Below are 24,605 nucleotides of genomic sequence, written 5' to 3'. Positions count from 1 at the left end.
ACTTATTATTTTACTTTTTCCAACTCACTGATTAGGTTCATTTGCTGGATTACTGCAGCTTCGAGACCTTCAATGGTACTTAAATCAATATCCCAAAGTTCAATATTCCTTAGGGCTTCGTGGGCTACTTTTTCGAGATCATCAGATTCCCAAATATTCTTGAAAAAGCTCATAATTTCCTCATTATCGTTAACTGGAGTCTCTTCACCATTAAATGTTCCTTTATAGAAAAGAAGTAATGCTGCAAGAGAATGTATTAAATTCTGAGGAAGTTCGTTTTTTCGTTCTTTGTATTCCAATAATGATGGAAGTACCCTTACTTTGAATTTAGAAATTGAATTCAGGGCAATGGAGCTTAGAAGGTGTTTTACAAAAGGGTTTTTAAAGCGGTCCATGACATCATTGGCAAATTGCTTCAGCTCTTCTTTGGGTAGATCTAAAGTTGGGATGATTTCATTCTGAATGGTGTCGTTGAGAAATTTTCCTACTTTTGGATCTTCCACTGATTCCCTTACTGTTCTTAAGCCATTTAAATAGGCTACAGGTACCAAAGAGGTATGGGCTCCGTTCAAAATTCTTACTTTTCTCGTTCTGTATGGGCTTTGGTCTTTTACGAAAATTACGTCCAAACCGGCCTTATCAGCTGGGAAATCTTCTTTGATTGCTTCAGGTCCTTCGATCACCCATAGGTGGAAAGGTTCAGCCTTAACAACCAAGTTGTCTTCATAGCCAATATCGCTTTGGATTTCTTTTATCGTTTCTTTCGGAAACCCAGGGACAATCCTATCTACTAAGGTGTTTGAAAAAGTATTGCTCGCATTTAACCAATCGATAAATCCTTTTGGTAGTTGCCAAAGTGAAGCATATTGCAATATGGTTTCTTTAAGCTTCTCTCCATTTTTATCTATGAGTTCGCAGGGGATGATATGCAGCCCTTTTTCCTTGCCCCCATTGAAAACTTCAAATCTGTGATATAACAGCGCTGTTAATTTACCAGGAAAAGAGTCGGGAATTTTGTCTTTACTGTCATCATTAGGGTTAAACGAAATTCCTGCTTCAGTGGTATTGGAGATAATGAATTTCAAATCAGGGTTTTCTGCCAATTTCAAATAGGCCTGATAGTCCTCATATGGATTTAGCACCCCCTTCACACAGTTGATAAGACGGGTAGATTCTTTGGCAATGCCATTTTGAATACCACTTAACTGCACATGGTAAAGTCCCTCTTGTTGATTGATAAGATCTCCCATTCCTTGAGGAATGGGTTGGATAATTTGAACATCACCATTGAAATCTGTTTTTTCATTCATGATATCAATAATCCAGTCTACGAAACCCCTTAAAAAATTGCCTTCTCCAAATTGAAGTACCTTAACGGGCCTTTCAGGAAATTGAGGGATATTTTGTCTATTGAGTGTTTTCATGGTTTATATGAGTTTCTATTGTTCAAACTGAAAGTAATTTTTTGCATTGTAATAACAGATGTCACTGACAATTTTACCTAGCCATTTTTCATCCGCTGGAAGTTCTCCGTTCACCACATCATTTCCAAGAAGGTTGCATAATGTTCTTCGGAAATACTCATGACGAGGGAAGGAGAGGAAACTTCTGGAATCAGTAAGCATTCCTACAAAACAACTTAAGAGCCCCATATTGGATAAGGCATTCATTTGTTTTTCCATGCCATCCTTTTGATCCAAGAACCACCATCCTGATCCAAACTGGATTTTTCCTCTTACAGAACCATCATTAAAATTACCTATCATCGTAGCCATGACCTCATTGTCTGCAGGGTTCAGGTTGTAAAGTATGGTCTTTGCCAATTGGTCGGTACTATCCAGCTGGTTTAAAAAGCTGGCAATGGCTGCTGCTTGGGAGAAATCCCCTATAGAGTCAAACCCGGTATCTGGACCAAGTATGCTCATCATTCTATCATTTGTATTCCTTAATGCCCCTAAATGGAATTGCTGGGTCCATCCTTTAGCATGATACATTTTGCTTAAATGGAGCAGGGTTTCAAATTTAAAGTAATTGATTTCTTCTTGTGTCAATGATTGATGGGATTGGAGCTTAGAAAATAACTTGTCAGTATTGTATTTGCCCAATTTGAAGAAGTATAATTGTTCCAATCCATGGTCAGAAAGTCGGCCACCATGCTGATGGAAAAAGTCAACCCTGTTTTCTAATGCCTGCAACAGGTCATTATAGTTTTTGATTTCAATACCAGATGCTTCCTCCAACTTTTGGATATAATCTAGGTAGTCGTTCGGATTTTCAACAGCATAAGATTTATCAGGTCTAAATGCTGGAAACAAATTAGGTTTGATACCTTCTTTTTTTGCTTTCACATGAAATTCAAGGCTATCAACAGGGTCATCTGTGGAACAGACTGTTTCTACATTCATTTTTTCTAGTAATCCTTGGACGCTATAAGAAGAAGTTTGAAGTAAGGAAGATGCCTTTTCATAGATGCTTCCAGAAGAATCTGAACTTAATAGAGTGTCAATCCCAAAGTATCTTTTTAGCTCAAGGTGTGTCCAGTGGTATAGAGGATTCCTTAAAGTGTAGGGGACAGTATCTGCCCACTTCTCGAATTTCTCTTGGTCGGTTGAAGCTTTCCCTGTAATGTATTTTTCGTCCACACCAAGTGTTCTCATAGCTCTCCATTTATAGTGGTCACCAGCCAGCCAAATTTCTGTTAGATTCTTAAACTGTCTATTTTCAGCGATGTCTTTAGGGGAAAGGTGACAATGATAATCGATGATTGGTAGATCTTTTGCATAATCATGGTAAAGGGTACTTGCAAATTCACTTTGCAGTAAAAAATCCTCGTCAAGGAAGTTTTTACGTTTATCATGCAATCGATTGCTCACTTCGTCCAACATTTTTCTTCTTTTTATTTAGATGTGAATAATATTTCTTATTTGACTTGTGTGACTTTTCTGGTCGAGGAACCGCGGATGATTAGCTCTGGCTTGAGCACTGTTTTTTGTGGAACAAACTTTTTAGGATCAGCCTTCAACAGTTCAAAGAATAATTCTGCGGCCACGTTGCCCATGGGAATACTGACTTGGTCAACGGTGGTCAACGAAGGGGTGGTAAAAGATGTGAAAGGTTCATTTCCAAAGCCGGCAATCCCTACATCTTCCGGTACTTTTATGCCTTTGTCTTTAAGGATTTGTAAGGCTCCCATAGCAGCATAGTCACTGGATGAGAATATGGCGTCAAAATCAATCCCTTCCTCTAACATCTTTAAGGTGCTTTGCTGTCCATCTTCCAGCTGCATATTACTTTCGATGATCAAGTTTTGATCAAAGGGGATTCCATTTTCTTTTAGAGCATCAGCATAGCCTCGAAGTCGTTCACTATAAATATTTATTTTTCGGGGATTGGTAAAGTGTGCGATTTTGGTAAAACCATTTTGGATTAAGTGTTCTACAGATTTGTAAGCACCGATATAATCATCAATCACTACCTGGTTAACGGCTACTTCTTCCGTGATCCTATCAAACAAAACAAGGGGAATGCCTTTTTCAACAACTCTTTCCAAATGCTCAAAATCATCTGTATTTTTTCCAATTGACATGATGATTCCATCCACCCTTGCACTCAATAATGCATCAACAGTTTGAGTTTCCTTTTCAAAATTTTCGTAAGATTGACAAATGATTACTTTGTAATTGAGTTGGTTGGCAATTTCCTCAATACCTCTGACTACCGATGAAAAGAAATTCCTGTTGGCCGTTGGAACTACGATACCAATCAATTTACTCCTTCCATTTCTAAGGGCAGCGGCTATATTATTAGGTTGGTAATTTACTTCTTTGGCAGCTTTTTGAACCAGTTTTTTAGTCGCATCGCTGATTCTTGGATGGTTGTTTAAGGCCCTTGAGACAGTACTTGCAGTTATGCCGAGCTTTGAAGCTATATCATGGATGGTCGCTTTTTTTCTTTTGTTCATCGCTTTAGTCTGGTTGCCAAAAACTCAAATGTACTACTTAACTTTAACTTAAGTCATATAAATTTTATTGACTGTCCACTCAAAGCTTTTTGGCATTATATAATAATGGGTAATTGCATTATTTTACATCTATACTAATTTATTGATGTAATCGTTTGCGCAATATAGCTCATTTATTCCTCCTATGTCAAGAAAAATAAATATATTTTTTTACTGTTTTAAGCTGTATTTTAAGTATAAAGACTTTGTATGATCAAATATGTCGACTTGTTTATGGTTATTTTGTCGATTTTTTAGGATAAAATTTTAAAGTGTCATAAAAAATAATTAACTATGCAATCGATTGCTCATTGTTGTGTACAAATTGAGTAATCATCCTTTTGATAGGTGAGTGTTTTCACTTTCAGAGGGATAATTAAGAATTGTATATAATTAGTTTAGGGTTAATGATACGAAATGTCTCCTTCGCTTGAAGGAGATATTTCTGTTTGATTTGAAAACCTAGGCTTCTTATAAATAGTCAATTAAAATCCCAAATAACATGAATACATCCAATGATATTATAAAGGTTCTTGCAGCATTTTTTGGACAAATTCATTTGAATTTTATTTTTTTAGACGTCGTTTTGTCTCCCATAACAATTAGAAACGACTAAGGTGTTGGATTTAAACAATCCCCGTAAAAGACCTTATAGTTAATGATTTTAGAAAAATAACCTTTTTCCTATGTATATGACCCAAAAACCAGTTGTTTCGAAAAAAATATTTCTTGCATTATCGCTTATAGTGGGATTATTTTCCTGTCAGTCAAAAACCGTTGAAGAAAATAGAGGGGAGGCCAAGAGTACTGAAAAAGAAGCCAATACCCAAGTGTATTCTACTTGGATGGCTGATTCAGAAATTAAAAGAAACCCCAAGGGGTGGACATTGGACTTCAACGAAAAACCAAAGTGGGAATACACCCATGGACTTATCATGACAGCTATGGAGAAGGTTTATGAAAAGACTGGTGAGGAAAGATTTTTGGATTATATTTTGAACTTTGCAGATTTCATGATCAATGATCAAGGTGAAATCAAAACCTATAAAAAGTCAGATTTTAATATAGACAGGGTAAACGGAGGGAAATTTTTGATTGGACTTTACGAAGAAACAGGCAAAGAAAAGTATCAACTGGCAGTAGAGGAATTAAGGGATCAGATGAGAAAGCACCCTAGAAATTCTGAGGGAGGTTTTTGGCACAAAAAAGTATATCCACATCAAATGTGGTTGGATGGATTATATATGGGATCTCCATTTTTAGCAAGATATGCTGCAGTATTTGATGAGTCGATGCTTTTTGATGATGTCGCCAATCAAATCTACGTAATGGATAAATATGGTTACAGTGAAGAAACTGGTCTGTATCATCATGCTTGGGATGAAAGCAAAGAGCAAAGGTGGGCGGACCCAGAGACTGGTCTTTCAAAAAATTATTGGGGAAGGAGTATAGGTTGGTTTAGTATGGCGGTGGTTGATGTTTTGGACTATTTACCGGAAAATCATCCTAAGCGAAATATGATTATTGATGTAGCTAAGAAAATAGCTGCAGGAATTGTGAAATACCAAGATGAAACGGGTGTTTGGTACCAAGTCGTGGACCAAGGTGATCGTGAAGGAAACTATTTGGAATCTTCATGTTCTAGTATGTTTGCTTATTTCCTGCTAAAAGGATCTTCCAAGGGGTATTTGGATAAAAAATATAAAGATGCTGGAATAAATGCCTATAATGGTTTGATAAATGAATTTATTCGGGAAGATGAGGATGGAGGGATAAGCATCACCAATGTTTGCGGTGTTGCCGGATTAGGTGGGGATCCTTATAGGGATGGTTCTTATGAATATTATATTAATGAACCGATAAGGATTAACGACCCCAAGGGAGTAGGCCCATTCATCCTTGCTTCTTTGCAGTATGAAATGATCAAATAACCCAACTTATGAAGATTTTATTTAATGTATGTTTCCTGATTTCCATGATGTTCAGTCACTTGGTAAGTGCTCAGGATTTTGACATTGTGGTAGCCAAAGATGGTTCTGGCGATTTTAAAAGCATTCAAGAAGCTTTTAATAGTATACCTGATTTCAGGAAGAATATTACCAGGATTCATCTAAAGCCAGGGACCTATAAGGAGAAATTGACTTTAGCAGCAACTAAAACCAATGTACATCTTATAGGGGACAATGTTGAAGAAACAGTGGTGACCTATGATGATTTTGCCTCAAAGAAAAACAGTTTTGGAGAAGAACTAGGAACTACGGGTTCATCCAGTTTTTTTGTTTTTGGGGATAACTTTTATGCCAAGAATATCACTTTTGAAAACTCTTCAGGCCCAGTAGGGCAAGCTGTGGCAGTAAGAGTAGATGGAGATAAAGTGTTTTTTGAAAATTGCCGGTTTTTGGGATTTCAGGACACATTATATGTGCATGGAAAAGACAGCAGACAGTACTATAAGAATTGTTATATAGAAGGCACAACTGATTTTATTTTTGGATGGTCAACTGCAGTGTTTGAAGACTGCGAAATATATTCCAAAGAGGGTGGACACTATATAACAGCAGCATCAACAGATAAAAAGAGCCTACATGGTTTAGTATTTATTAATTGTAAACTCACGGGTGATGCTCCCGAAAATAGTGTTTATCTAGGCAGGCCTTGGCGAGAGTATGCCCAAACTGTATTTATTAACTGCGAACTAGGAGCTCATATCAAACCAGAAGGTTGGCATAATTGGGACAAACCAGCGGCGGAAGAAAACTGCTTCTATGCTGAATACAGGTCGGTCGGGCCTGGAGCAGCTCCAGATGAAAGGGTTTTATGGTCGTGGCAGCTCACTTCAGATATTGGGGAAGCTTATACGATACATAATATTTTAAAAGGAGATGATGAATGGGAGCCTTTGAGTCTAGTTGATTAATGATCAATTTTTATCGTCCATTAATAACCTTAACCCCAAAATAATGAAATTCAGTAAATTCTTCTTAAACATCCTATTGTTGACTTTTTGGTTTTCTTTTTCGGCTAAATCCCAAAATGCTAAAATATCAGATGTTTGGGTAGCTGATCAAGGTGATGGTACTTTTATTAATCCAGTTTTACATGCTGACTATTCCGATCCAGACCTTTGTAAGGTAGGAGATGATTTTTATATGACAGCTTCCAGCTTTAATGCAAGTCCTGGCTTGCCAATATTACACTCAAAGGATTTGGTAAACTGGAATTTAATAGGCTATGCTTTGGATAGGTTGCCACCATTTGACCACTTCAGTAAGCCTCAGCATGGCAATGGCGTTTGGGCGCCTGCTATAAGGTTTCATGATGGCGAGTATTATATTTATTGGGGAGATCCGGATTTTGGGATTTATATGGTAAAAACCAAAGACCCCGCAGGAGATTGGGAAGAACCTGTTTTGGTAGAAGCAGGGAAAGGATTGATTGACCCTTGTCCTTTATGGGATGAAGATGGGAAAGCGTATTTGTCCCATGCTTTTGCTGGGAGTAGGGCAGGGATAAAAAGTGTGCTTGTCGTAAAACCACTTAGTCCTGATGGGACCAAAACGATAGGACCAGGGAAATTGGTTTTTGATGGTCATGAAAACCATCCAACCGTGGAAGGGACAAAATTCTATAAGCGAAACGGATACTATTATATTTTTGCCCCTGCCGGTGGTGTTTCTACTGGTTGGCAATTGATCCTGCGCTCCAAAAAACCTTATGGTCCCTACGAAGAGCATATTGCCTTGGCACAAGGAAATACAGAAATCAATGGGCCTCATCAAGGAGGTTGGGTTGAATTGGAGAATGGGGAAAATTGGTTTTTGCATTTTCAAGATAAAGAGGCTTATGGTCGAATCGTGCATATGCAGCCTATGTTTTGGGAAAATGATTGGCCTACCATGGGTGAAGACCTTGATGGAGATGGTACTGGTCATCCTGTAATGCAATATAAAAAACCAGATGTAGGGAAGTCATATCCATTGGCGACACCAACCGATACCGATGAATTTGATGGCAATGATTTAGGGCTGCAATGGCAATGGCATGCTAATCCCAAAGCTACTTGGGCATATACCAACCCTTCGAAAGGATATTTAAGGTTATACACAGATCAGGCTCCAGAAGGAGCTAGGAACCTTTGGGAGGTGCCCAATCTTTTGCTTCAGAAATTCCCGGCAGAAAGCTTTACGACTACAACAAAATTGACTTTTTACCCTAACAAAAAGCTGATAAATGAAAAAGCCGGATTGTTGGTGATGGGGATGAGTTATGCTTATCTCGCATTGGAAAGTCAAGAAGATGGGCTTTACCTAAAGTATGTGGAATGTGAGGACGCCGAACATGGTAAGCCAGAAAAGGAAACAGTGATTAAGAAGCTTTCAGGCAAGTCCATTCAACTTAGGGTTGAAGTACAGGAAGGCGCCGCTTGCCAATTCAGCTATAGTGAAAACGGAAAGAGGTTTGTTGAAATCAATGAGGAGTTTACAGCAGTTCCCGGCAAATGGATTGGAGCCAAAGTAGGCTTGTTTGCAGTTAGAAATACCAAAATCAATGATTCAGGTTATGCCGATATAGATTGGTTTAGATTTACAAAATAATATACCCAATGAAAAATACCTATTATATAGCTTTAATGGTAATAACCTGTTTAGTTAGCACTTTACAGGTTAAAGCACAGAAAATCGCAGGTATCGACCCGAGTCTTTATGAGGGGGTTGAGTTTGATATGCCAAAAGTCAAATTGCCTTCTTTTCCAGACAAGACAGTGAATATTGTAGACTTTGGGGCAAAAGGTGATGGCATGTTTAAAAACACAGCAGCTTTTAGGCAAGCTATTCTAGCGCTCAGTCAAGAAGGCGGTGGGAAATTGGTTGTACCCAGAGGAATTTGGTTAACTGGTCCGATCACCTTAAAAAGCCATATAAACCTTCATTTGGAAGAAGGAGCTTTGCTTTTGTTTAGCAGTGAATTTGATGATTATGACTTGATTGAAACAAGTTTTGAGGGCTTAAATACAGTGAGGTGTGAGTCTCCAATTAATGCATTAGGAGCTGAAAATATAGCGATTACCGGTGCTGGAGTAATTGATGGAAACGGCGATGCTTGGCGTCCTGTTAAGAAAGGAAAAATGACGGATAGTCAATGGAAAGCCCTAAACAAATCTGGTGGGGTGCTATCGGAAGATGGTAAAATCTGGTTTCCGAGTGAATCTTCCAAAAAGGGGTATATGAGCAGCACCAACTTCAATGTCCCAGATTTAATATCACAGGATGAATTGAATTCGGTAAAAGATTTCCTTAGACCAGTAATGGTGAGTTTGGTCAAATGTAAGCAGGTGTTATTGGATGGGCCAACCTTTCAAAATTCTCCAGCTTGGAATATACATCCTTTAATGTGTGAAGATTTGGTCATAAGGAATCTCAGTGTAAGGAATCCTTGGTACAGCCAAAATGGAGATGGATTAGACTTGGAGAGTTGCAAAAACACATTGATCTATAATAATACCTTTGATGTGGGCGATGATGCCATTTGTTTCAAATCAGGAAAAAATAAAGACGGAAGGGATAGAGGTATCCCAACTGAGAATGCGGTTGTAAAAAATAACACTGTCTATCACGCACATGGCGGTTTTGTAGTAGGGAGTGAGATGTCAGGAGGGGTAAGAAACGTCCATGTATCCGAGTGCACATTTATCGGTACAGATGTGGGCTTGAGATTTAAAAGCACCCGAGGTAGAGGTGGAGTAGTCGAAAATATTTTTATATCAGACATTGATATGATCAATATTCCTACTGAAGCCATAAGATTTAATATGTTTTATGGCGGGAATTCTCCGATTCTGGAAGAAGATCAAGATGCCTCAGACGAAGCTCGGGACGAAACTTTGGTGACAGTGACAGAAGAGACGCCTGCTTTCAGAAATATATTTATGAAGAATATCACAGCAACCGGTTCAGGTAAGGCTGGTTTTTTTATGGGGCTGCCAGAAAAAAGTTTAGAGAATGTCCATCTAGAGCATGCTTTGCTAGAAGCTAAGCAGGGAATCACAGTGATCGATACTGATGGTTTGACATTGACTGATGTCAAAGTAATCGCGGAAAAAACCTCAGCCCTAACGATCTATAACAGTCAAAATGTGAAGGTAAAAGGTTTTGCCTTTAATGAAAATGGTAAAAAGCCTGTTCGGGTTTTAGGTAAGCTGAGCCGTGATATTCATTTTGACATTAATGATTTTAAATCCTACAAGGATCAATTGACACTAGGGAAGGAATTGCCTAAAGATGCTGTAAAAGTTCAATGATTATGAAGAGAATATTATTTGTAATTGGTTTACTGTTAGTAGTCGTCGGTATAAGCTCCTATAAAGGGAATGAGAAAGAAGAGATTACTATTTTTTTGATTGGCGATTCCACATTGGCCAACAAACCTTATTCCGGAAGCAATCCTGAAAAAGGTTGGGGGCAGGTATTTGGTCTTTATTTTAAGGATGGTGTAAAAGTAGAAAATCATGCGTTGAATGGACGTAGTACTAAGAGTTTCAGGGATGAAGGGCATTGGGACAAAGTTTATCAGAGTATTCGACCTGGTGACTATGTTTTGATAGAGTTTGGCCATAATGATCAAAAAGAGAAATCACCTGATCGATATGCTGCTCCCGATACAGATTATAGAAATAATTTGATCAGGTATATCGAAGAAACCTATGAAAAAGGAGGAAAGCCAATTTTGGCCACTCCCATTTCCAGAAGAAGTTTTGATGAAAATGGGCTGCTCCAGGATACCCATGGTCGGTATTCGGAGGTAGTGAGAGAGGTTGCAGAGGAATTTAGCCTTCCTCTTTTCGATATGCACAAAAAGACCATTGAAGTATTGGAGCAATTTGGCGTGGAGAAATCCAAGGAATTGTTTTTGCATTACAGGCCGGGGGATTATGCTAAATTTCCAGAAGGAAGATCAGATGATACCCACCTTTCTCCAACAGGTGCATTTAAATTTTGCGACCTTGCTGTGGAAGAGCTCAGAAGGGAATTACCAGAGCTGGTGATTTTCTTGAAAGATTAGGAACGAAATTTAGATTTATGAAATACATTAGTTTTTTGCTCATTATTGTGTTTTCGGCCTTTTTAGGGTTTCGACCAAAGGAAAAGGTTGTCAAGGTATACCTGATTGGCGATTCAACTGTTGCAGACTATAGTGGTGATTATGATCCTGGAAAGGACTATATGAAAACCAGGTATCCGGTAATGGGGTGGGGTCAGACCTTTCAAGCATTTATGAGCAAGGGAAATCTTCCCAATTTGAATGGTTTGATACAAGGAGACTCGGTGCTGGTGGATGATCGAGCAAGAGGAGGAAGAAGCACCAGGACTTTTTTTGAAGAGGGACGTTGGAGAAAAGTTTATGAAGAACTTGAAGCGGGAGATTTGGTCCTTATGCAATTTGGTCATAATGATGCTGCAGAAAATAAACCAGAGCGGTATGTAAACATTGAGGGCTATATGGAGTACATCAGACTTTATGTGAGTCAAACCAGACAAAAGAATGCAATTCCAATTGTTTTGACCCCCGTCAATAGGAATTATCCTTGGAAAGAAGGAAAGCTTCAAAATGTACATGGCGCTTATTACGAAGCCGTAATAGAAGTAGCAGCAGAACTGGATGCGTTATTGATTGACCTTACACAATTGTCCATGGATCATTTTACCCAGAAAGGGAAAGCGTATGTCACTGAGCATTATTTTATGAATTTTGGTCCAGGTATTTATGAGGCTTATCCCGAAGGGAGTAATGATAATACTCATTTTCAACCTGAAGGAGCCAAAGCAGTGGCAGGACTGGTCTATCAGGCCATGACTCAATTGAAATAGACCAATTTAAGCAATCACTACATATTTAAAGTAAAATAAGATGAGGTTAAAACTTGTGAATAGTATAAGGCTGACTTTTTTAATTTTACTTATCGGAGGCTTTGTCCAAGTTGGTTTTTCCCAACATGTCAATTCTTATCCCAAAGATGGCAAAATCAAAGATCTTAAAGGAAAAGTACAGGAAGATATCGTAGTAGCTAAAGATGGTTCTGGGGATTTTTTGTACATCGCGGATGCCTTGGAGGCCATCAGGGTATATCTTCCAAAACCAATAACGGTTTATATCAAAGAAGGAGTTTATAAAGAGAAGTTAGAGATACCTGGTACCATAACCAATGTTACTTTTAAAGGGGATGGTCCAGACAAAACCATCATCACCTATGATGATCATACCGGAAAAAATTATATGGATACTTTTGATTCCTATACACTTTTGGTTTGGGGCAATAGTTTGATTTTTAAAGACCTGACGATACAAAATACCGCTGGAAGTGTGGGGCAAGCAGTGGCTTTGCATGCTGAGGGAGATCGACTACTGTTTGAAAACTGTCATTTTAAAGGAGATCAAGATACCATGTTTGCTTCAGGTGAAAATAGCAGGCAATATTACAAGGACTGCTATATAGAAGGTACTACCGATTTTATTTTCGGGTCTGCTACTGCCTTGTTTGAGAATTGCGAAATTCATTCCAAATCCAATTCTTATATCACAGCAGCATCAACACCTAACTGGGTGGATTATGGGTATGTATTTAAAAACTGTAAGCTCACGGCCGCAGATGGAGTAGACAAGGTTTTTTTAGGCCGGCCATGGAGGGATTATGCCCAAACTGTTTTTATTGATTGTGAAATGGGTAAACACATCGTTCCAGAAGGTTGGCATAATTGGGGTAGTCCAGAAAAGGAAAAGACTACTTTTTATGCAGAATATAATTCTACTGGTGAAGGATCCAATATGCAGGCAAGGGTGGATTGGGCCCATATGCTCACTGATGAAGAGCTGGAGGATTTTACCAAAGAAAAAATTTTTAGTGGTAAGGGTAAATCTGTGAACGCGTATGGTTTTCCTTGGTATGGGTATCAAAAAGATACCTCTTATACATTAAACAGTGCTTATAAGAAGTATCTAAAGCAACTGACTAATATTAAACCGGTCCATGCTGAAAGTATAGGTGGAGTTAAAGAAAGAATGAATATTCCATATAAGGATCTGGGCTATCGGGAACTTCAGATGGATGTTTTTTACCCCCAAAAGCAAAGAAATAAAGCTCTTCCTGGTATTCTGTTTGTACATGGTGGGGGCTGGAGATCAGGAGATCGTTCATTGCAAATCCCACTAGCCAAGGCGCTGGCGGCAAGGGACTATATTACGGCTGTGATGGATTATAGATTGTCCTTGGAAGCTCCTTATCCTGCAGGCGTACATGACATAAAGGATGCCATAAAATGGATAAAGGATCATGCCCATCAATTTAATTTAGACACTTCAAAAATAGCTGTGTCCGGAGGCTCTGCAGGCGGACAGTTGGCCGCATTGGTGGGTACGACCAATGGTTTGCAGAAATATGAATCGGATCTCAGCGTGTATCAATCAAGTTCGGATGTGCAAGCGATCATAGATATGGATGGTGTATTGGCTTTCTATCACCCCGAATCTGAAGAGGGAACTGTCGCTGCAGAATGGTTAGGAGGGACTTATGCTGAGGTACCAGAGACCTGGGATGATGCATCAGCCTTATATCAAGTAAGCGCTAGGGCTGTCCCAGTATTATATATCAATAGCCAATATCCAAGGTTCCATGCTGGCCAGGATGATATGATCAAAAAGTTAGCGGAGTTGGAGGTGTATACTGAAGCACATGCTTTTCCTGATTCACCACATCCGTTTTGGCTTTTTGAGCCATGGTTCACTCCAACAGTCAATTTTGTCGATCAATTTTTAAGAAAAATTTGGTAGGGAAAAGGCTTTTTTTGGCTGATTTACGGAATCGTTTGCGTAAAAGGTAATCGATTGCACATAATTTAATCGATTTAGTGTTTTTATTCTAAATCGATTAATTGATATAGATTTTTTATTTGGTATTTAATCAGTATAGTATGTTTATATATTGATTATTATTAATAAGTATAGAATTTACTTGTATATAAAATTTTAATTAATTAATATGCAATCGATTGCGCAACATTAAGCAAATTGCACAATATAGATAGTTACTAAATAAATAAACCCTTAATAAATTAATATGGAATCCCACCGCATTACACCCCCTCCCTAGGTATAGATGATTCTTGTTTTACCATTATATGTAAAAGAAGATCTATAGAACTCAATGATTACTAATAATTAATTAACAAAACCCAATTATTATCGAAATGATGCTTACCAAAAACCTATCGGGCACTTCCCGATATCTCTCGCTGTTTTTGCTGCTCATGATATTCTCCATGGTTGAGCTTTCCGCCCAATCATTGACGATAACAGGAGTAGTGAAGAGCTCAGATGGTGAAACCGTTCCGGGTGTCACTGTATTGTTAAAAGGAACTGGCACAGGTACAAGCACCGATATGGACGGTGCCTACACATTAGCCGTTGATGATCCCAATGGAACTTTGATTTTTTCATCCATTGGGATGATCAAACAAGAAATTGCAATTGAAGGAAGGAGCACCATAGATGTGACCATGGAAATGGATGTGGCGCAATTGGATATGGTAGAGGTGGTGGATTATGGTTATGGAACTGTTAAGCGAACTGACATGACCGGTTCTGTGGCTTCAATGTCTGGTAAAGAGCTGGCCAAAATTCCTGTTGCAAGCGCGGCACAGGCAATTACCGGCCGACTGCCAGGTGTCAATGTACTTACTACTGATGGTTCTCCAGATGCTGAAGTTGTCATCAGGGTGCGTGGAGGTGGATCTGTGACCCAAGATAATGCTCCTTTGTATGTAGTGGATGGTTTTATTGTGGGAAGTATCCGTGATATTCCACCTACGGATATTGAAACAATTACAGTATTGAAAGATGCGGCAGCAACAGCTATTTATGGTGCCCAAGCTGCCAATGGAGTAATTGTGATTACTACAAAGACGCCAAAAGCAGGAAAAACAACTGTTTCCTATAATAATTTCTTCCAATGGAAAAGTCTTCCTAAAGATAGAAAATATGAAGTGCTGGATCCTTATGAATATGTTTTGGCCAATTACGAATATGCCAAATTACAATCCGATGCAGCAGTAAGGAACTTTGAAAAGTTTTATGGAGTATATGATGATTTAGAACTTTACAAGCAAAAGCCAGGTACTGATTGGCAAGATGAGCTATTTGGTGACCCGAAACTCAGCCAATACCATAACCTGACACTCACGGGAGGTACAGAAAAGACCAAGTTAATGCTCAGTCTGAGTAATAATACGGATGAGGGCTTGATGTTGAATTCTGGATACCAAAGGAATGTGATCAACTTTAAGCTGAACCAGACCATCACTGATAGGTTACAATTTGATGCTGGAGCTAGGATTACCCATACTGTTGTGGATGGAGCAGGAACTTCCGGCAATGCCCAAATCAATATCAAAGAGGCCGTTCAGACTAGACCTGTAAATGGTATCGCTGATGAACTGGATATTGATTTGACACAAGTAAATTCAGAAGATGATTTTCAGTCATTCTTGTTGAGCTTGGTGAGTCCCGTAGAATTGGCCAAGCAGGATTGGAGAAAAAGAACTGATTTCAATTATATATTTAATGCAGGCCTGACCTGGGAAATAATTGATGACCTTAACTTTAAATCCACATTTAATGGGGCCAGGGGTTTTAGAGAGAACCTTAGGTTTTATGGTCCATTGACAGGAGAATCCTTTAATAATGGAGGTAGTCTTCCGCTTGGTGTAAAAGATGAGAATACCTCACATTCATATAGATGGTTAAACAGTGTATCATATAAATTTGATAACCTTGGAGACCATGATCTTGATTTCTTGGTGGGGCAGGAAATTTATTCTACAGGTGGCAAAAGTGATATGGTCAGGGTGGAAGATTTTCGTCTGTCCATTACTCCTGAGGAGTTGTTTGCCAATATGACTTTTGGACGTGTGGATCGTCACGAAACTAGTGAGTCAATCGCTGCTAATAGGTTCTCCTTATTTGGAAGAGCTAATTACCAGTTCATGAAAAAGTACTTGTTTACTGCCACTGTTCGTTCTGATGCTTCCAGTAAGTTTGCCAAAGAAAACCGTGTAGGTATTTTCCCAGCCGTTGCAGTGGGGTGGAAAATTTCAGAGGAGGATTTCTTGAAAGCTTCATCTTGGGTGGATGAATTGAAACTAAGGTTAAGTATCGGGGAGACTGGAAATGATCGTATCAGGACCGATGCTACCAAATTCTTATTTGAAGGATCTACCAACAGGGGGCCAGGTTTTGGAAATGTAGATAATGTATACTATACTCCAAGCAGTAGCACGCTTTATAATCCAAACTTGGTTTGGGAAACGACTGTAACCAAAAATGCCGGTTTGGACTTTACCCTGTTCAAGGCCAAAGTGGAAGGTAGTTTGGACTTTTATGAAAACACTACCAGGGATTTGTTATTGACTTCTGATATCCCATCAAATACAGGTTTTAATACCCAATGGAACAATGTTGGTAGTACTTCTAATAAAGGGGTGGAATTGGGGATAAATGCATTTGTTATAGACAGACCTGACTTTTCGCTATCTGTAAATTTCAATACTGGTATCAATAGGTCGAAAGTAGTTGCTTTGGATGGCACTGATGAACGTTTTTTTAGGTCCAACTGGGCAAGTACTGATCTCAACAATATCAATGATTTCTATTTGAGAGTAGGAGGCAAAGTAGGAGATATGTATGGTTATGTAACTGATGGTTATTATACAACGGATGATTTTGAAGGATACGATGCGGTTGCAGATGAATATATTTTGAAGGAAGGAGTCTCCAATTCTTCCTCTGTGGTTGGAAACACCAATATTAGACCTGGTTTCTTGAAATTGAAAGATCTTAATGGCGATGGAGAAATCAATGCTGATGACCGTCAGGTAATCGGTAATGCACTTCCTAAAAACCAGGGTGGTTTGGGGATCAATGCAAGGTGGAAAGGCTTTGATGCAGCTATATTCTTTAATTATCAATATGGAAATGATGTTTATAATACCGGCAAAATTCAATATAACCAGTTCAGAAGGGTGAGCTACGGTAATATGTTGACTACGATGTCATCGGAAAACCGCTTTACTTATTTGGATGTGGATGGTAGTTACACTGGTACTCCAGGAGAAATCGTCACTGATCTGGGACAACTTGAAGAATTGAATGCAAATAAGAACATATGGTCACATAATAGTTATGGTATCGCCGGGGCAGTGATTCACTCTTGGGCTATTGAAGATGGTTCTTATATCCGTCTGAATAACCTTACAGTGGGGTATTCATTGCCAACTGAGTTGATTTCAAGAATAGGCATGTCTCAGTTTCGTATTTATGCGACAGGAAATAATTTGAAACTATGGTCAAATTATTCAGGATACGATCCGGAGGTAAGCACTTCCAGAAGCAGTAGTTATTCAGCGCTGACGCCTGGGGTGGATTATTCTTCATTCCCTAGAAGCAGGTCTTATACAGTCGGTATCAATGTGACATTCTAAAAGAGATTAAAGTATCATGAAATTAAAATATCTAATAATAGCAGCAGCGGTTTCTTTAATGACTTCATGTGATAACTTCTTGGAGCCGGAATCGCTTTCAACCTTCGATACCAATTATGTGTTTTCGAATGTTGACGATGCAAGAAAAGGGGTAAATGCGATTTATTCGCATTTTGGTCAGGATGCTTTCCGTTCTAGGTTATCCAATAATATGACAGGTAATACAGATATAGAGCGCCAAAGTGGGTGGAATAGCAATGGAGACCGGTACCAAATTTGGAATTTGGATGCTTTGGAAAGTAACCGTGATTTGGAAATCGTGTGGACTTATGCATATCGGGCGATCAGGGATGCGAATATTGCCATTGAGGGTCTGTTGGCTAGTGGCAAGCTGGAATCATCCGATTTGGCAGAGGCAAATACCATGAACCAATTGTTGGGCGAGGCCTATACTTTGAGAGCATATTGGTACAGTATGTTGACCTATTATTTTGGAGATGTGCCTTATATCACTGAAGCACCCAAAGCCGGAAATGAATTTAATCAGCCCAAGGAAGACAGAAATGTGATTTTGGCTGCTGAAATTCAAAACTTGATAGATGCAGAGGCAAAGATGCTTTGGGCCGATCAAGTGCCTTTTGGTATCGAACAGGTCAACAGAGAATATACTTTGGGTATGATCGCCAGATTGTCCCTTCAAAGGGGCGGATATTATCTGCAGCCAGACCTGAACATGGCCAGGGAGTCTGATTATTTGGATTACTATCAGATTGCCAAGGATTATACAGCGAAGTTAATTTCTCTCAAGGACCGTGAATTGCCAGAAGACTTTAGACAAATCTTCATGAACCAGTGTACTTTCCAAGCGCCTGTGAATGAGGATGTCTTATTTGAGGTGCCGTTTGCGATCGGCAATGGTGATGTGGCTTGGAATATTGGTGTAAGAGTGGAAGGTGGACCTACTGCAGCACACAGTTTTGGGTCTGGAAATAATTATATGTCCATTCCACCTACATATTATTTATCATTTGACACCTTGGATATAAGAAGGGATGTCACTTGTTCATTGTATAAAATAAATACCAGTTTCGAATACGAATTTGTCAACGGAGGTTTGGATATCGGCCAGGGAAAATGGAGCCGTCATTTCTTGCCTAACCCTCCAGGACCATCTTCCGCCAAAGGAACAGGGATCAACTGGCCGATGATGAGATATTCCGATGTGTTATTAATGTATGCTGAGGCTGAAAATGAATTGAACGGCCCAACCGCTGAAGCTCAGGAAGCGCTGAAAAGAGTAAGAAGGAGGGCCTTTGATCCTCAATACTGGGCTAGCAGGGTGGATGCATATGTTTCTCAGGTATCTGCAGGCAAGGATACATTCTTTGAAGCCATTGTAGACGAACGTGCTTGGGAGTTTGGTGGTGAGATGATCAGAAAGTATGAATTGATCCGTTGGGGAATCTATTCTGAAAAGATGGCTGAAACGGTCGAAGGACTTAAGGAACTGGCCGATGCAGCATTTAATGGCACTACTCAATACCCTGATTATATGTATTGGAAAGTAGATGAAACTGGAAACTTTACCATTCTCAATCCTAATCGACGAGTAGTGGCTCCACCGGATGATACTTGGACCCAGCAGTCTTTCCTACTTGCCCTTCATAGTGATCAGTATACTTATCAGGAGTGGATTACAAAAGATTGGGAGAACCATATTAATGGGCCGAAGCCAGGTGTGGTAAGATATATCTTCCCTATGCCGGCATCAGCGATCGCCAGTAGCCAAGGTACCTTGTCGAATGATGGGTATGGATTTTAAGAATTAATCATCAATTCAAAAAATGAGAAGCAATGAATAATAGAATCAAAAATATATACCTGAGCATCATCATGCTTTCGGTGGCCTTGGTGGCTTTTAGTGGGTGTGAGGAGGATGATGAGATGTTTGATAGAACGAGGCTGTTTAGGCCGGTATTGACAGAGGATCTGTTCTCTGAAGAAAATACCATAATAGTCAATATGGGTAAGATGAAAGAAGCGTTATCCTATACCATCGAGGTGAGTAGGGATACGTTTAAAACTACCGATTATGTCATAGAGACAGATACTAGCTATGTGGTAATTAATGAAGAATTGGTAGGAGAGACGCTCTTTTGGAATACGCTTTATCAAGTGAGGGCAATTGCCCATGCGGATGATCCTATGTATGATAGTAAAATTTCCGATTTGGGAAATGTCCGAACCCAACGATTTCCTACCATCCTGAATGTGCCCAAAAGCTATGATGTGATAGATGTCGCCGCCAGGGTAACATGGACCAGAGCAGGAGCTCCGGTGACGGGAATCAAAGTTTTTGCTTCCACGGATCTACGCTTAACAGAGCCTCTAATGGAACAATCAGTAAGTGCTGAGGAAGAATTTGCTGGAGAAACAATAGTTACCGGATTGGAACCTGAGACGGAGTATCAGATTGCCATTTACAGTGATGGTGGACTTAGAGGATGGGTGAATTATACCACCTTACCATTGGATATAGACCCTACGGGACCTGGAGTGATCGATATTCGTGATAATGAAAGTCTATCAGCAGTCTCGGATGCAGTGGCTGCTGCTCCTGATGGAGCTACTATTTTGGTGAAGAGGGGAGTGACCTATGATTTCCCAAGTGATAATCTTAATAAGTCAATCACCATAAGAGCGGCTTATGGTTTTGGAGAGCAAAAGGCCAAATTGTATACCACAGGTAACTGGGACATAGATGATGGATCGCAAATAGGCCATATACGCTTCATAGACCTAGAACTTAGGGGAGCTGATTATTCTGGAGATTATGTGTTGAATCCAAATAGAGACAATGTGCATGTGGGAGAGTTGAGTTTTGAAAATTGCGAGATTGGAACTTTTAGAGGAATTCTAAGGGTAAGATCTTCTACAGTAATTGACAATTATATCATCAAGAATAGTGTGGTGGACAGTATAGGTGGTTACGGGTTATTTACGGTAGACACTGAAGCTACGGCAATGATCAAGAATATACGTTTTGAAAACTCCACCTTTAACAAGGTTCAGTTTGGGGTGACATCAAGAAGTCAATCCGAGTCGTTTGTAATTGAAAGCTGCACCTTTGCCAATTTTATCAAAGGTGGAGGAGGATTCTTCCGATATAGAGGAGGAGAGGGGCAGGACAATGTAACTAATGGCATCTCAATTAAAAATAGCATTTTCGGCCATGGATGGGATGAGTCAGGAGGAGAAAACTATAGCATCCGAGGGATTTATGATGGACTGGAGAATACCAATTTTGAGGTTGTGAATGTTTATTCTACTGGAGACTTTAGTTTCTCCAGTGGAGAAATACCTGGTTTCCCTTTAGGAAATTACTCAGGAGGACAGGGAGATCTTTGGGTAAATCCTGCCCAGAACGATTTCAACTTTAAGGACAGGGGATTTGCCGGCAGGTTTGACTCTGGAGATCCTAGATGGAGAATAGTGCTTTAGTGAATGATTTTCATAACCGATTTTAAAAAGGTGCGGCCAGCTTGGTCGCACCTTTTCAATAAACCTCAAATACCATGAAATTAAAGTGTCTTTTTTTTCAAATATTCATTGTTTTTGGACTTTCTGCTTTTTGTATGGCTTGTGACAATTCAGATTCACAACCCGATCCTGAAGAGGAAGAAAAAGAGGAAGTTTATGATGGTCCTGAATATGCATTCCCTGGGGCAGAAGGATACGGACAATATACCACAGGAGGAAGAGGAGGTAAAGTTTATTATGTCACTAAATTATCAGATGATAATAGTCAGGGAACTTTGCGCTATGCCCTTAACCAAAGTGGATCTCGGACTATCATATTTAATATAGGCGGTACCATTGAATTGAATTCAACTTTATCCATTTCTCGTGGGAATGTAACAATAGCTGGCCAGACTGCGCCTGGAGATGGAATTACCTTAAGGAATTACCCGGTCACCATCAATGCTGATAATGTGATCATCCGCTATTTGCGCTTCCGGATGGGAGATACTGCCCAGCAGGAGGGAGATGCTTTAGGAGGACGTTTTCACAAAGATATTATCATTGACCACTGCTCTATGAGTTGGAGTACTGATGAATGTGTGTCTTTCTATGCCAATGAAAACTTTACCTTACAATGGAGTATTATAGCAGAAAGTCTTAGAAACTCACTGCATGAAAAAGGAGCTCATGGTTATGGAGGTATATGGGGAGGAAAATATGCTTCTTTTCATCATAATCTCTTGGCGCATCATGATAGCAGGAATCCACGGTTGGGAGAGGAAGCAGGAAAAGCCTTTGCCCTTACCGATCTGGTGGATTTGCGCAATAATGTACTTTATAACTGGGGAAATAATGCGGCTTATGGTGGGGAAGCAATGAATGTGAATATAGTCAACTGCTATTATAAACCAGGGCCCGCTAGCCCCTCGGGAAGTAAGCGAAACCGAATTATGTCTATTGATAAGAATAAGGTGGAGGGTACTGAGGTATATGATATTTGGGGCAAGTTTTATATTGATGGCAATATGGTAGATGGTAGTAACCAAACTTCTGAAGATAATTGGACTTATGGAGTGTTTAATCAATTTCATGGTAGTTATGGTACCGTAAGTGATGCTGATAAAAAAAGTATGAAAATGGATGTTCCCCATGAGGAGGAAGGATATACTGTGACCACTCATTCTGCGATAGAAGCTTATGAATTGGTGCTTGATTATGCCGGTGCCAATTTAAAACGGGATGCGGTAGATGCAAGGATCATTGCCAATGTTAAAAATGGAGATTATGATCAGGAGGGATCCAATGGAAGCACCAATGGTATTATTGATTCCCAAAGTGATGTGGGTGGGTGGCCAGTATTGGAAGTAGGCGAGCCTGTTACAGATAGTGATGGTGACGGAATGCCTGATGAATGGGAATCAGCCAATGAGCTTGATCCAAATAATGCTGAAGATGGTAAAAAATTAAAATCAGGAACTCCTTATACTTATTTAGAAGTCTATCTTAACAGCTTAATCAAGGATTTTCCAATTCAGTAAATTCATAGGTGATTATACCAAGATAAAGTATTTGGTTACCTGAATAGTAAAATAGTTCTAAATGAGGTGCTGTTACTGTTATGAACTCTAAGGTCAATAGCGATAGATCTATGATTTACAATTGTAACTTATTATGGGCAAGATTTCTTCTACGGAAACTGGAAGCGGATGGGCCTGAATAATTCTTCCCTTAAAGGCACTATATATTTATCTGAACCATAAGAATAAATTTAAAATTATGAAGTTTGAGCATTTTGCAATTAATGTCGCACAACCTAGAGCAATGTCTGATTGGTACGAAAAGCATATTGGGTTAAAAGTCGTTATGAAAAAGGATCAAAGTCCTTATATGACGTTTTTAGCTGATGACAGTGGGACCATTATGATTGAAATATACAGTAATCCCAATGCACCAATTTTGGACTTTGAAAATCAACATCCATTGGTTTTACACTTGGCATTGGTGTCTGAAGACCCTGCAAAAGACAGGGATAGATTGATCAAAGCAGGTGCGGAATTGATAAGCGATGACATCTTAGGGGACGGCTCACATTTGGTAATGCTAAAAGATCCTTGGGGTTTGGCCTTACAGTTGTGTAAAAGAGCTAAGCCCATGCTGGCATCAAAAACTGGAGTTTAAGCCATGAAACAACTAATTGGATTAATTATTATTATATGTTTTGCTGGATTGGCTTATGCCCAAGAAAATGGGAATATAGATGTGCTTGCATTTCCTGGGGCTGATGGTTTTGGGAAATACACTTCTGGAGGGAGGGGTGGAAAGGTGTTGGTGGTGAGCAACCTGAATAATGATGGTCCCGGGAGTCTTAGAGCAGCATTGAGAAAGAAGTATCCTAGAATTGTCGTTTTTTCTGTTTCTGGAAATATTGAACTAGAGTCAAGTCTGGATATTAATTATGGTAATTTGACCATTGCCGGCCAATCTGCTCCTGGGGATGGAATCACCATTCAGAATTATCCGATCAAAATCAAAGGAGATAATGTTATCATCAGGTATATCCGAAGCCGTTTAGGAGATCTCAGAGAGGTGCAAGATGATGCGATGACTTGCATTCGAAACAAGGATATCATCATAGATCATTGCTCACTGAGTTGGGCGACTGATGAGTGTGGTTCTTTTTATGATAATGAAAATTTCACGTTACAATGGTGTATAATTTCAGAAAGCTTAAATGAATCTGTTCATGCCAAAGGTGACCATGGATACGGTGGAATTTGGGGAGGGATGAAAGCTACTTTTCACCATAATTTATTGGCTAGTCATAACAGTAGATTACCAAGGTTTAATGGAGCAAGGTATCATAAGATGCCAGAAAAGGAAGTGGTTGATTTCAGAAATAATGTGATTTATAACTGGAAGAGCAACAGCTCTTACGCAGGAGAAGAAGGGCATTATAATATTGTTGGGAATTATTATAAAGCAGGTCCAGCTACCCATACAAATCGGGATAGAATTGTGGAACCCTATGCACCTTTTGGTAAGTTTTTTGTAGAAGGGAATATAATGACCGCCTCTGAAGAGGTTAGTGAAGATAACAGTAAGGGAATCGATGGTGTGAATAAAGTGGATGATTTATTGGTGGCTGATCCTTTTCCTTATGTTATAGCTGATGATCAGATAGATGCCAAAGTAGCTTATGAAAATGTATTGGCCAAAGCAGGGGCAAGTTTTAAAAGGGATCAAGTGGATGAAAGGGTAGTTCAAGAAGTACGGTTGGGTAATAGTACTTTTGGAAATCACGCTAATGGGATTATTGATAGCCAATCGGATGTGGGGGGCTGGCCATTGTTAAAGTCAGAAAAAGCACCTTTAGATACAGATCAGGATGGAATGCCAGATACTTGGGAGAAAAAGCACCATTTAGATCCCAATTCTGCAGTGGATGCCGCTGGTTTTGATTTGGATAAAAAATATACCAATATTGAAATTTACCTAAATGGATTGATTGGTGATTGATGTTTCACGCTTTGATAGAAATTGTCATATTGTGTGTATTC

At 39.4% G+C, this 24,605-nt stretch carries 16 protein-coding genes; 13 read left to right on the top strand and 3 right to left on the bottom strand.

Features of this window, described 5'->3' with window-relative positions:
- Positions 1-5: 5 nt before the first annotated feature.
- The 3 genes from H7U17_RS10595 to H7U17_RS10585 are packed head-to-tail and all read right to left on the bottom strand — an operon-like array spanning position 6 to position 3,961.
- Complete coding sequence (locus H7U17_RS10595; RefSeq protein WP_186756696.1) at positions 6-1,424, bottom strand: tagaturonate reductase; 1,419 nt, start codon at positions 1,422-1,424, stop codon at positions 6-8.
- Positions 1,425-1,439: 15 nt separating this feature from the next.
- Complete coding sequence (uxaC, locus tag H7U17_RS10590) at positions 1,440-2,885, bottom strand: glucuronate isomerase (RefSeq protein WP_186756695.1); 1,446 nt, start codon at positions 2,883-2,885, stop codon at positions 1,440-1,442.
- 35 nt (positions 2,886-2,920) lie between these two features.
- On the bottom strand, positions 2,921-3,961 hold the full coding sequence (locus H7U17_RS10585; RefSeq protein ID WP_186756694.1) for a LacI family DNA-binding transcriptional regulator: 1,041 nt from the start codon (positions 3,959-3,961) through the stop codon (positions 2,921-2,923).
- 731 nt (positions 3,962-4,692) lie between these two features.
- Between H7U17_RS10585 and H7U17_RS10580 the strand changes: the two genes are divergently transcribed.
- From H7U17_RS10580 to H7U17_RS10520, 13 genes are all read left to right on the top strand, one after another.
- Positions 4,693-5,931: a glycoside hydrolase family 88/105 protein gene (locus H7U17_RS10580; protein WP_222439191.1), complete on the top strand. Its 1,239-nt coding sequence runs from the start codon at positions 4,693-4,695 to the stop codon at positions 5,929-5,931.
- A gap of 8 nt (positions 5,932-5,939) precedes the next feature.
- Positions 5,940-6,917 (top strand): pectinesterase family protein, encoded by a 978-nt coding sequence (locus tag H7U17_RS10575; protein WP_186756692.1) that lies wholly within the window; start codon positions 5,940-5,942, stop codon positions 6,915-6,917.
- A 43-nt stretch (positions 6,918-6,960) separates the two neighbouring features.
- Positions 6,961-8,595: a glycoside hydrolase family 43 protein gene (locus H7U17_RS10570; protein ID WP_186756691.1), complete on the top strand. Its 1,635-nt coding sequence runs from the start codon at positions 6,961-6,963 to the stop codon at positions 8,593-8,595.
- 8 nt (positions 8,596-8,603) lie between these two features.
- On the top strand, positions 8,604-10,298 hold the full coding sequence (locus H7U17_RS10565; protein ID WP_186756690.1) for a glycoside hydrolase family 28 protein: 1,695 nt from the start codon (positions 8,604-8,606) through the stop codon (positions 10,296-10,298).
- Between the two features lie 2 nt (positions 10,299-10,300).
- Positions 10,301-11,059 (top strand): rhamnogalacturonan acetylesterase, encoded by a 759-nt coding sequence (locus tag H7U17_RS10560; RefSeq protein WP_186756689.1) that lies wholly within the window; start codon positions 10,301-10,303, stop codon positions 11,057-11,059.
- 17 nt (positions 11,060-11,076) lie between these two features.
- A complete protein-coding gene (locus H7U17_RS10555; RefSeq protein ID WP_186756688.1) occupies positions 11,077-11,865 on the top strand; it encodes a rhamnogalacturonan acetylesterase in 789 nt (262 codons plus the stop codon).
- 40 nt (positions 11,866-11,905) lie between these two features.
- Complete coding sequence (locus tag H7U17_RS10550; protein WP_186756687.1) at positions 11,906-13,822, top strand: pectinesterase family protein; 1,917 nt, start codon at positions 11,906-11,908, stop codon at positions 13,820-13,822.
- A 416-nt stretch (positions 13,823-14,238) separates the two neighbouring features.
- Entirely contained in the window at positions 14,239-17,526 is a 3,288-nt protein-coding gene (locus H7U17_RS10545; RefSeq protein ID WP_186756686.1) for a SusC/RagA family TonB-linked outer membrane protein, read from the top strand.
- Between the two features lie 16 nt (positions 17,527-17,542).
- Positions 17,543-19,348, top strand: coding sequence for a RagB/SusD family nutrient uptake outer membrane protein (locus tag H7U17_RS10540; RefSeq protein WP_186756685.1), 1,806 nt, complete (start codon positions 17,543-17,545; stop codon positions 19,346-19,348).
- A gap of 32 nt (positions 19,349-19,380) precedes the next feature.
- On the top strand, positions 19,381-21,027 hold the full coding sequence (locus H7U17_RS10535) for a DUF4957 domain-containing protein (RefSeq protein ID WP_186756684.1): 1,647 nt from the start codon (positions 19,381-19,383) through the stop codon (positions 21,025-21,027).
- Positions 21,028-21,101: 74 nt separating this feature from the next.
- The gene (locus H7U17_RS10530; RefSeq protein ID WP_186756683.1) at positions 21,102-22,586 is read left to right on the top strand and encodes a pectate lyase family protein; all 1,485 of its coding nucleotides are present in this window, start codon (positions 21,102-21,104) and stop codon (positions 22,584-22,586) included.
- A gap of 238 nt (positions 22,587-22,824) precedes the next feature.
- On the top strand, positions 22,825-23,226 hold the full coding sequence (locus H7U17_RS10525; RefSeq protein ID WP_186756682.1) for a VOC family protein: 402 nt from the start codon (positions 22,825-22,827) through the stop codon (positions 23,224-23,226).
- A 3-nt stretch (positions 23,227-23,229) separates the two neighbouring features.
- Positions 23,230-24,564: a pectate lyase family protein gene (locus H7U17_RS10520; RefSeq protein ID WP_186756681.1), complete on the top strand. Its 1,335-nt coding sequence runs from the start codon at positions 23,230-23,232 to the stop codon at positions 24,562-24,564.
- The last annotated feature ends 41 nt before the right edge of the window (positions 24,565-24,605 follow it).

Origin of the sequence: Echinicola salinicaeni (assembly GCF_014280965.1) — a bacterium.
In the GTDB taxonomy this organism is placed as follows: domain Bacteria; phylum Bacteroidota; class Bacteroidia; order Cytophagales; family Cyclobacteriaceae; genus Echinicola; species Echinicola salinicaeni.
Note: the sequence above shows the minus strand (reverse complement) of the source record. Positions and strands in the feature narration are given on the sequence as shown.

What these genes read in the sequence shown, in the direction of transcription:
- H7U17_RS10580 (WP_222439191.1), top strand. Translation starts at nt 4,693, where the DNA reads ATGACCCAAAAACCAGTTGTTTCGAAAAAAATATTTCTTGCATTATCG.
- H7U17_RS10560 (WP_186756689.1), top strand. Translation starts at nt 10,301, where the DNA reads ATGAAGAGAATATTATTTGTAATTGGTTTACTGTTAGTAGTCGTCGGT.
- H7U17_RS10550 (WP_186756687.1), top strand. Translation starts at nt 11,906, where the DNA reads ATGAGGTTAAAACTTGTGAATAGTATAAGGCTGACTTTTTTAATTTTA.
- H7U17_RS10570 (WP_186756691.1), top strand. Translation starts at nt 6,961, where the DNA reads ATGAAATTCAGTAAATTCTTCTTAAACATCCTATTGTTGACTTTTTGG.
- H7U17_RS10545 (WP_186756686.1), top strand. Translation starts at nt 14,239, where the DNA reads ATGATGCTTACCAAAAACCTATCGGGCACTTCCCGATATCTCTCGCTG.
- H7U17_RS10595 (WP_186756696.1), bottom strand. Translation starts at nt 1,424, where the DNA reads ATGAAAACACTCAATAGACAAAATATCCCTCAATTTCCTGAAAGGCCC.
- H7U17_RS10535 (WP_186756684.1), top strand. Translation starts at nt 19,381, where the DNA reads ATGAATAATAGAATCAAAAATATATACCTGAGCATCATCATGCTTTCG.
- H7U17_RS10525 (WP_186756682.1), top strand. Translation starts at nt 22,825, where the DNA reads ATGAAGTTTGAGCATTTTGCAATTAATGTCGCACAACCTAGAGCAATG.
- H7U17_RS10565 (WP_186756690.1), top strand. Translation starts at nt 8,604, where the DNA reads ATGAAAAATACCTATTATATAGCTTTAATGGTAATAACCTGTTTAGTT.
- H7U17_RS10585 (WP_186756694.1), bottom strand. Translation starts at nt 3,961, where the DNA reads ATGAACAAAAGAAAAAAAGCGACCATCCATGATATAGCTTCAAAGCTC.
- H7U17_RS10540 (WP_186756685.1), top strand. Translation starts at nt 17,543, where the DNA reads ATGAAATTAAAATATCTAATAATAGCAGCAGCGGTTTCTTTAATGACT.
- uxaC (WP_186756695.1), bottom strand. Translation starts at nt 2,885, where the DNA reads ATGTTGGACGAAGTGAGCAATCGATTGCATGATAAACGTAAAAACTTC.
- H7U17_RS10520 (WP_186756681.1), top strand. Translation starts at nt 23,230, where the DNA reads ATGAAACAACTAATTGGATTAATTATTATTATATGTTTTGCTGGATTG.
- H7U17_RS10555 (WP_186756688.1), top strand. Translation starts at nt 11,077, where the DNA reads ATGAAATACATTAGTTTTTTGCTCATTATTGTGTTTTCGGCCTTTTTA.
- H7U17_RS10575 (WP_186756692.1), top strand. Translation starts at nt 5,940, where the DNA reads ATGAAGATTTTATTTAATGTATGTTTCCTGATTTCCATGATGTTCAGT.
- H7U17_RS10530 (WP_186756683.1), top strand. Translation starts at nt 21,102, where the DNA reads ATGAAATTAAAGTGTCTTTTTTTTCAAATATTCATTGTTTTTGGACTT.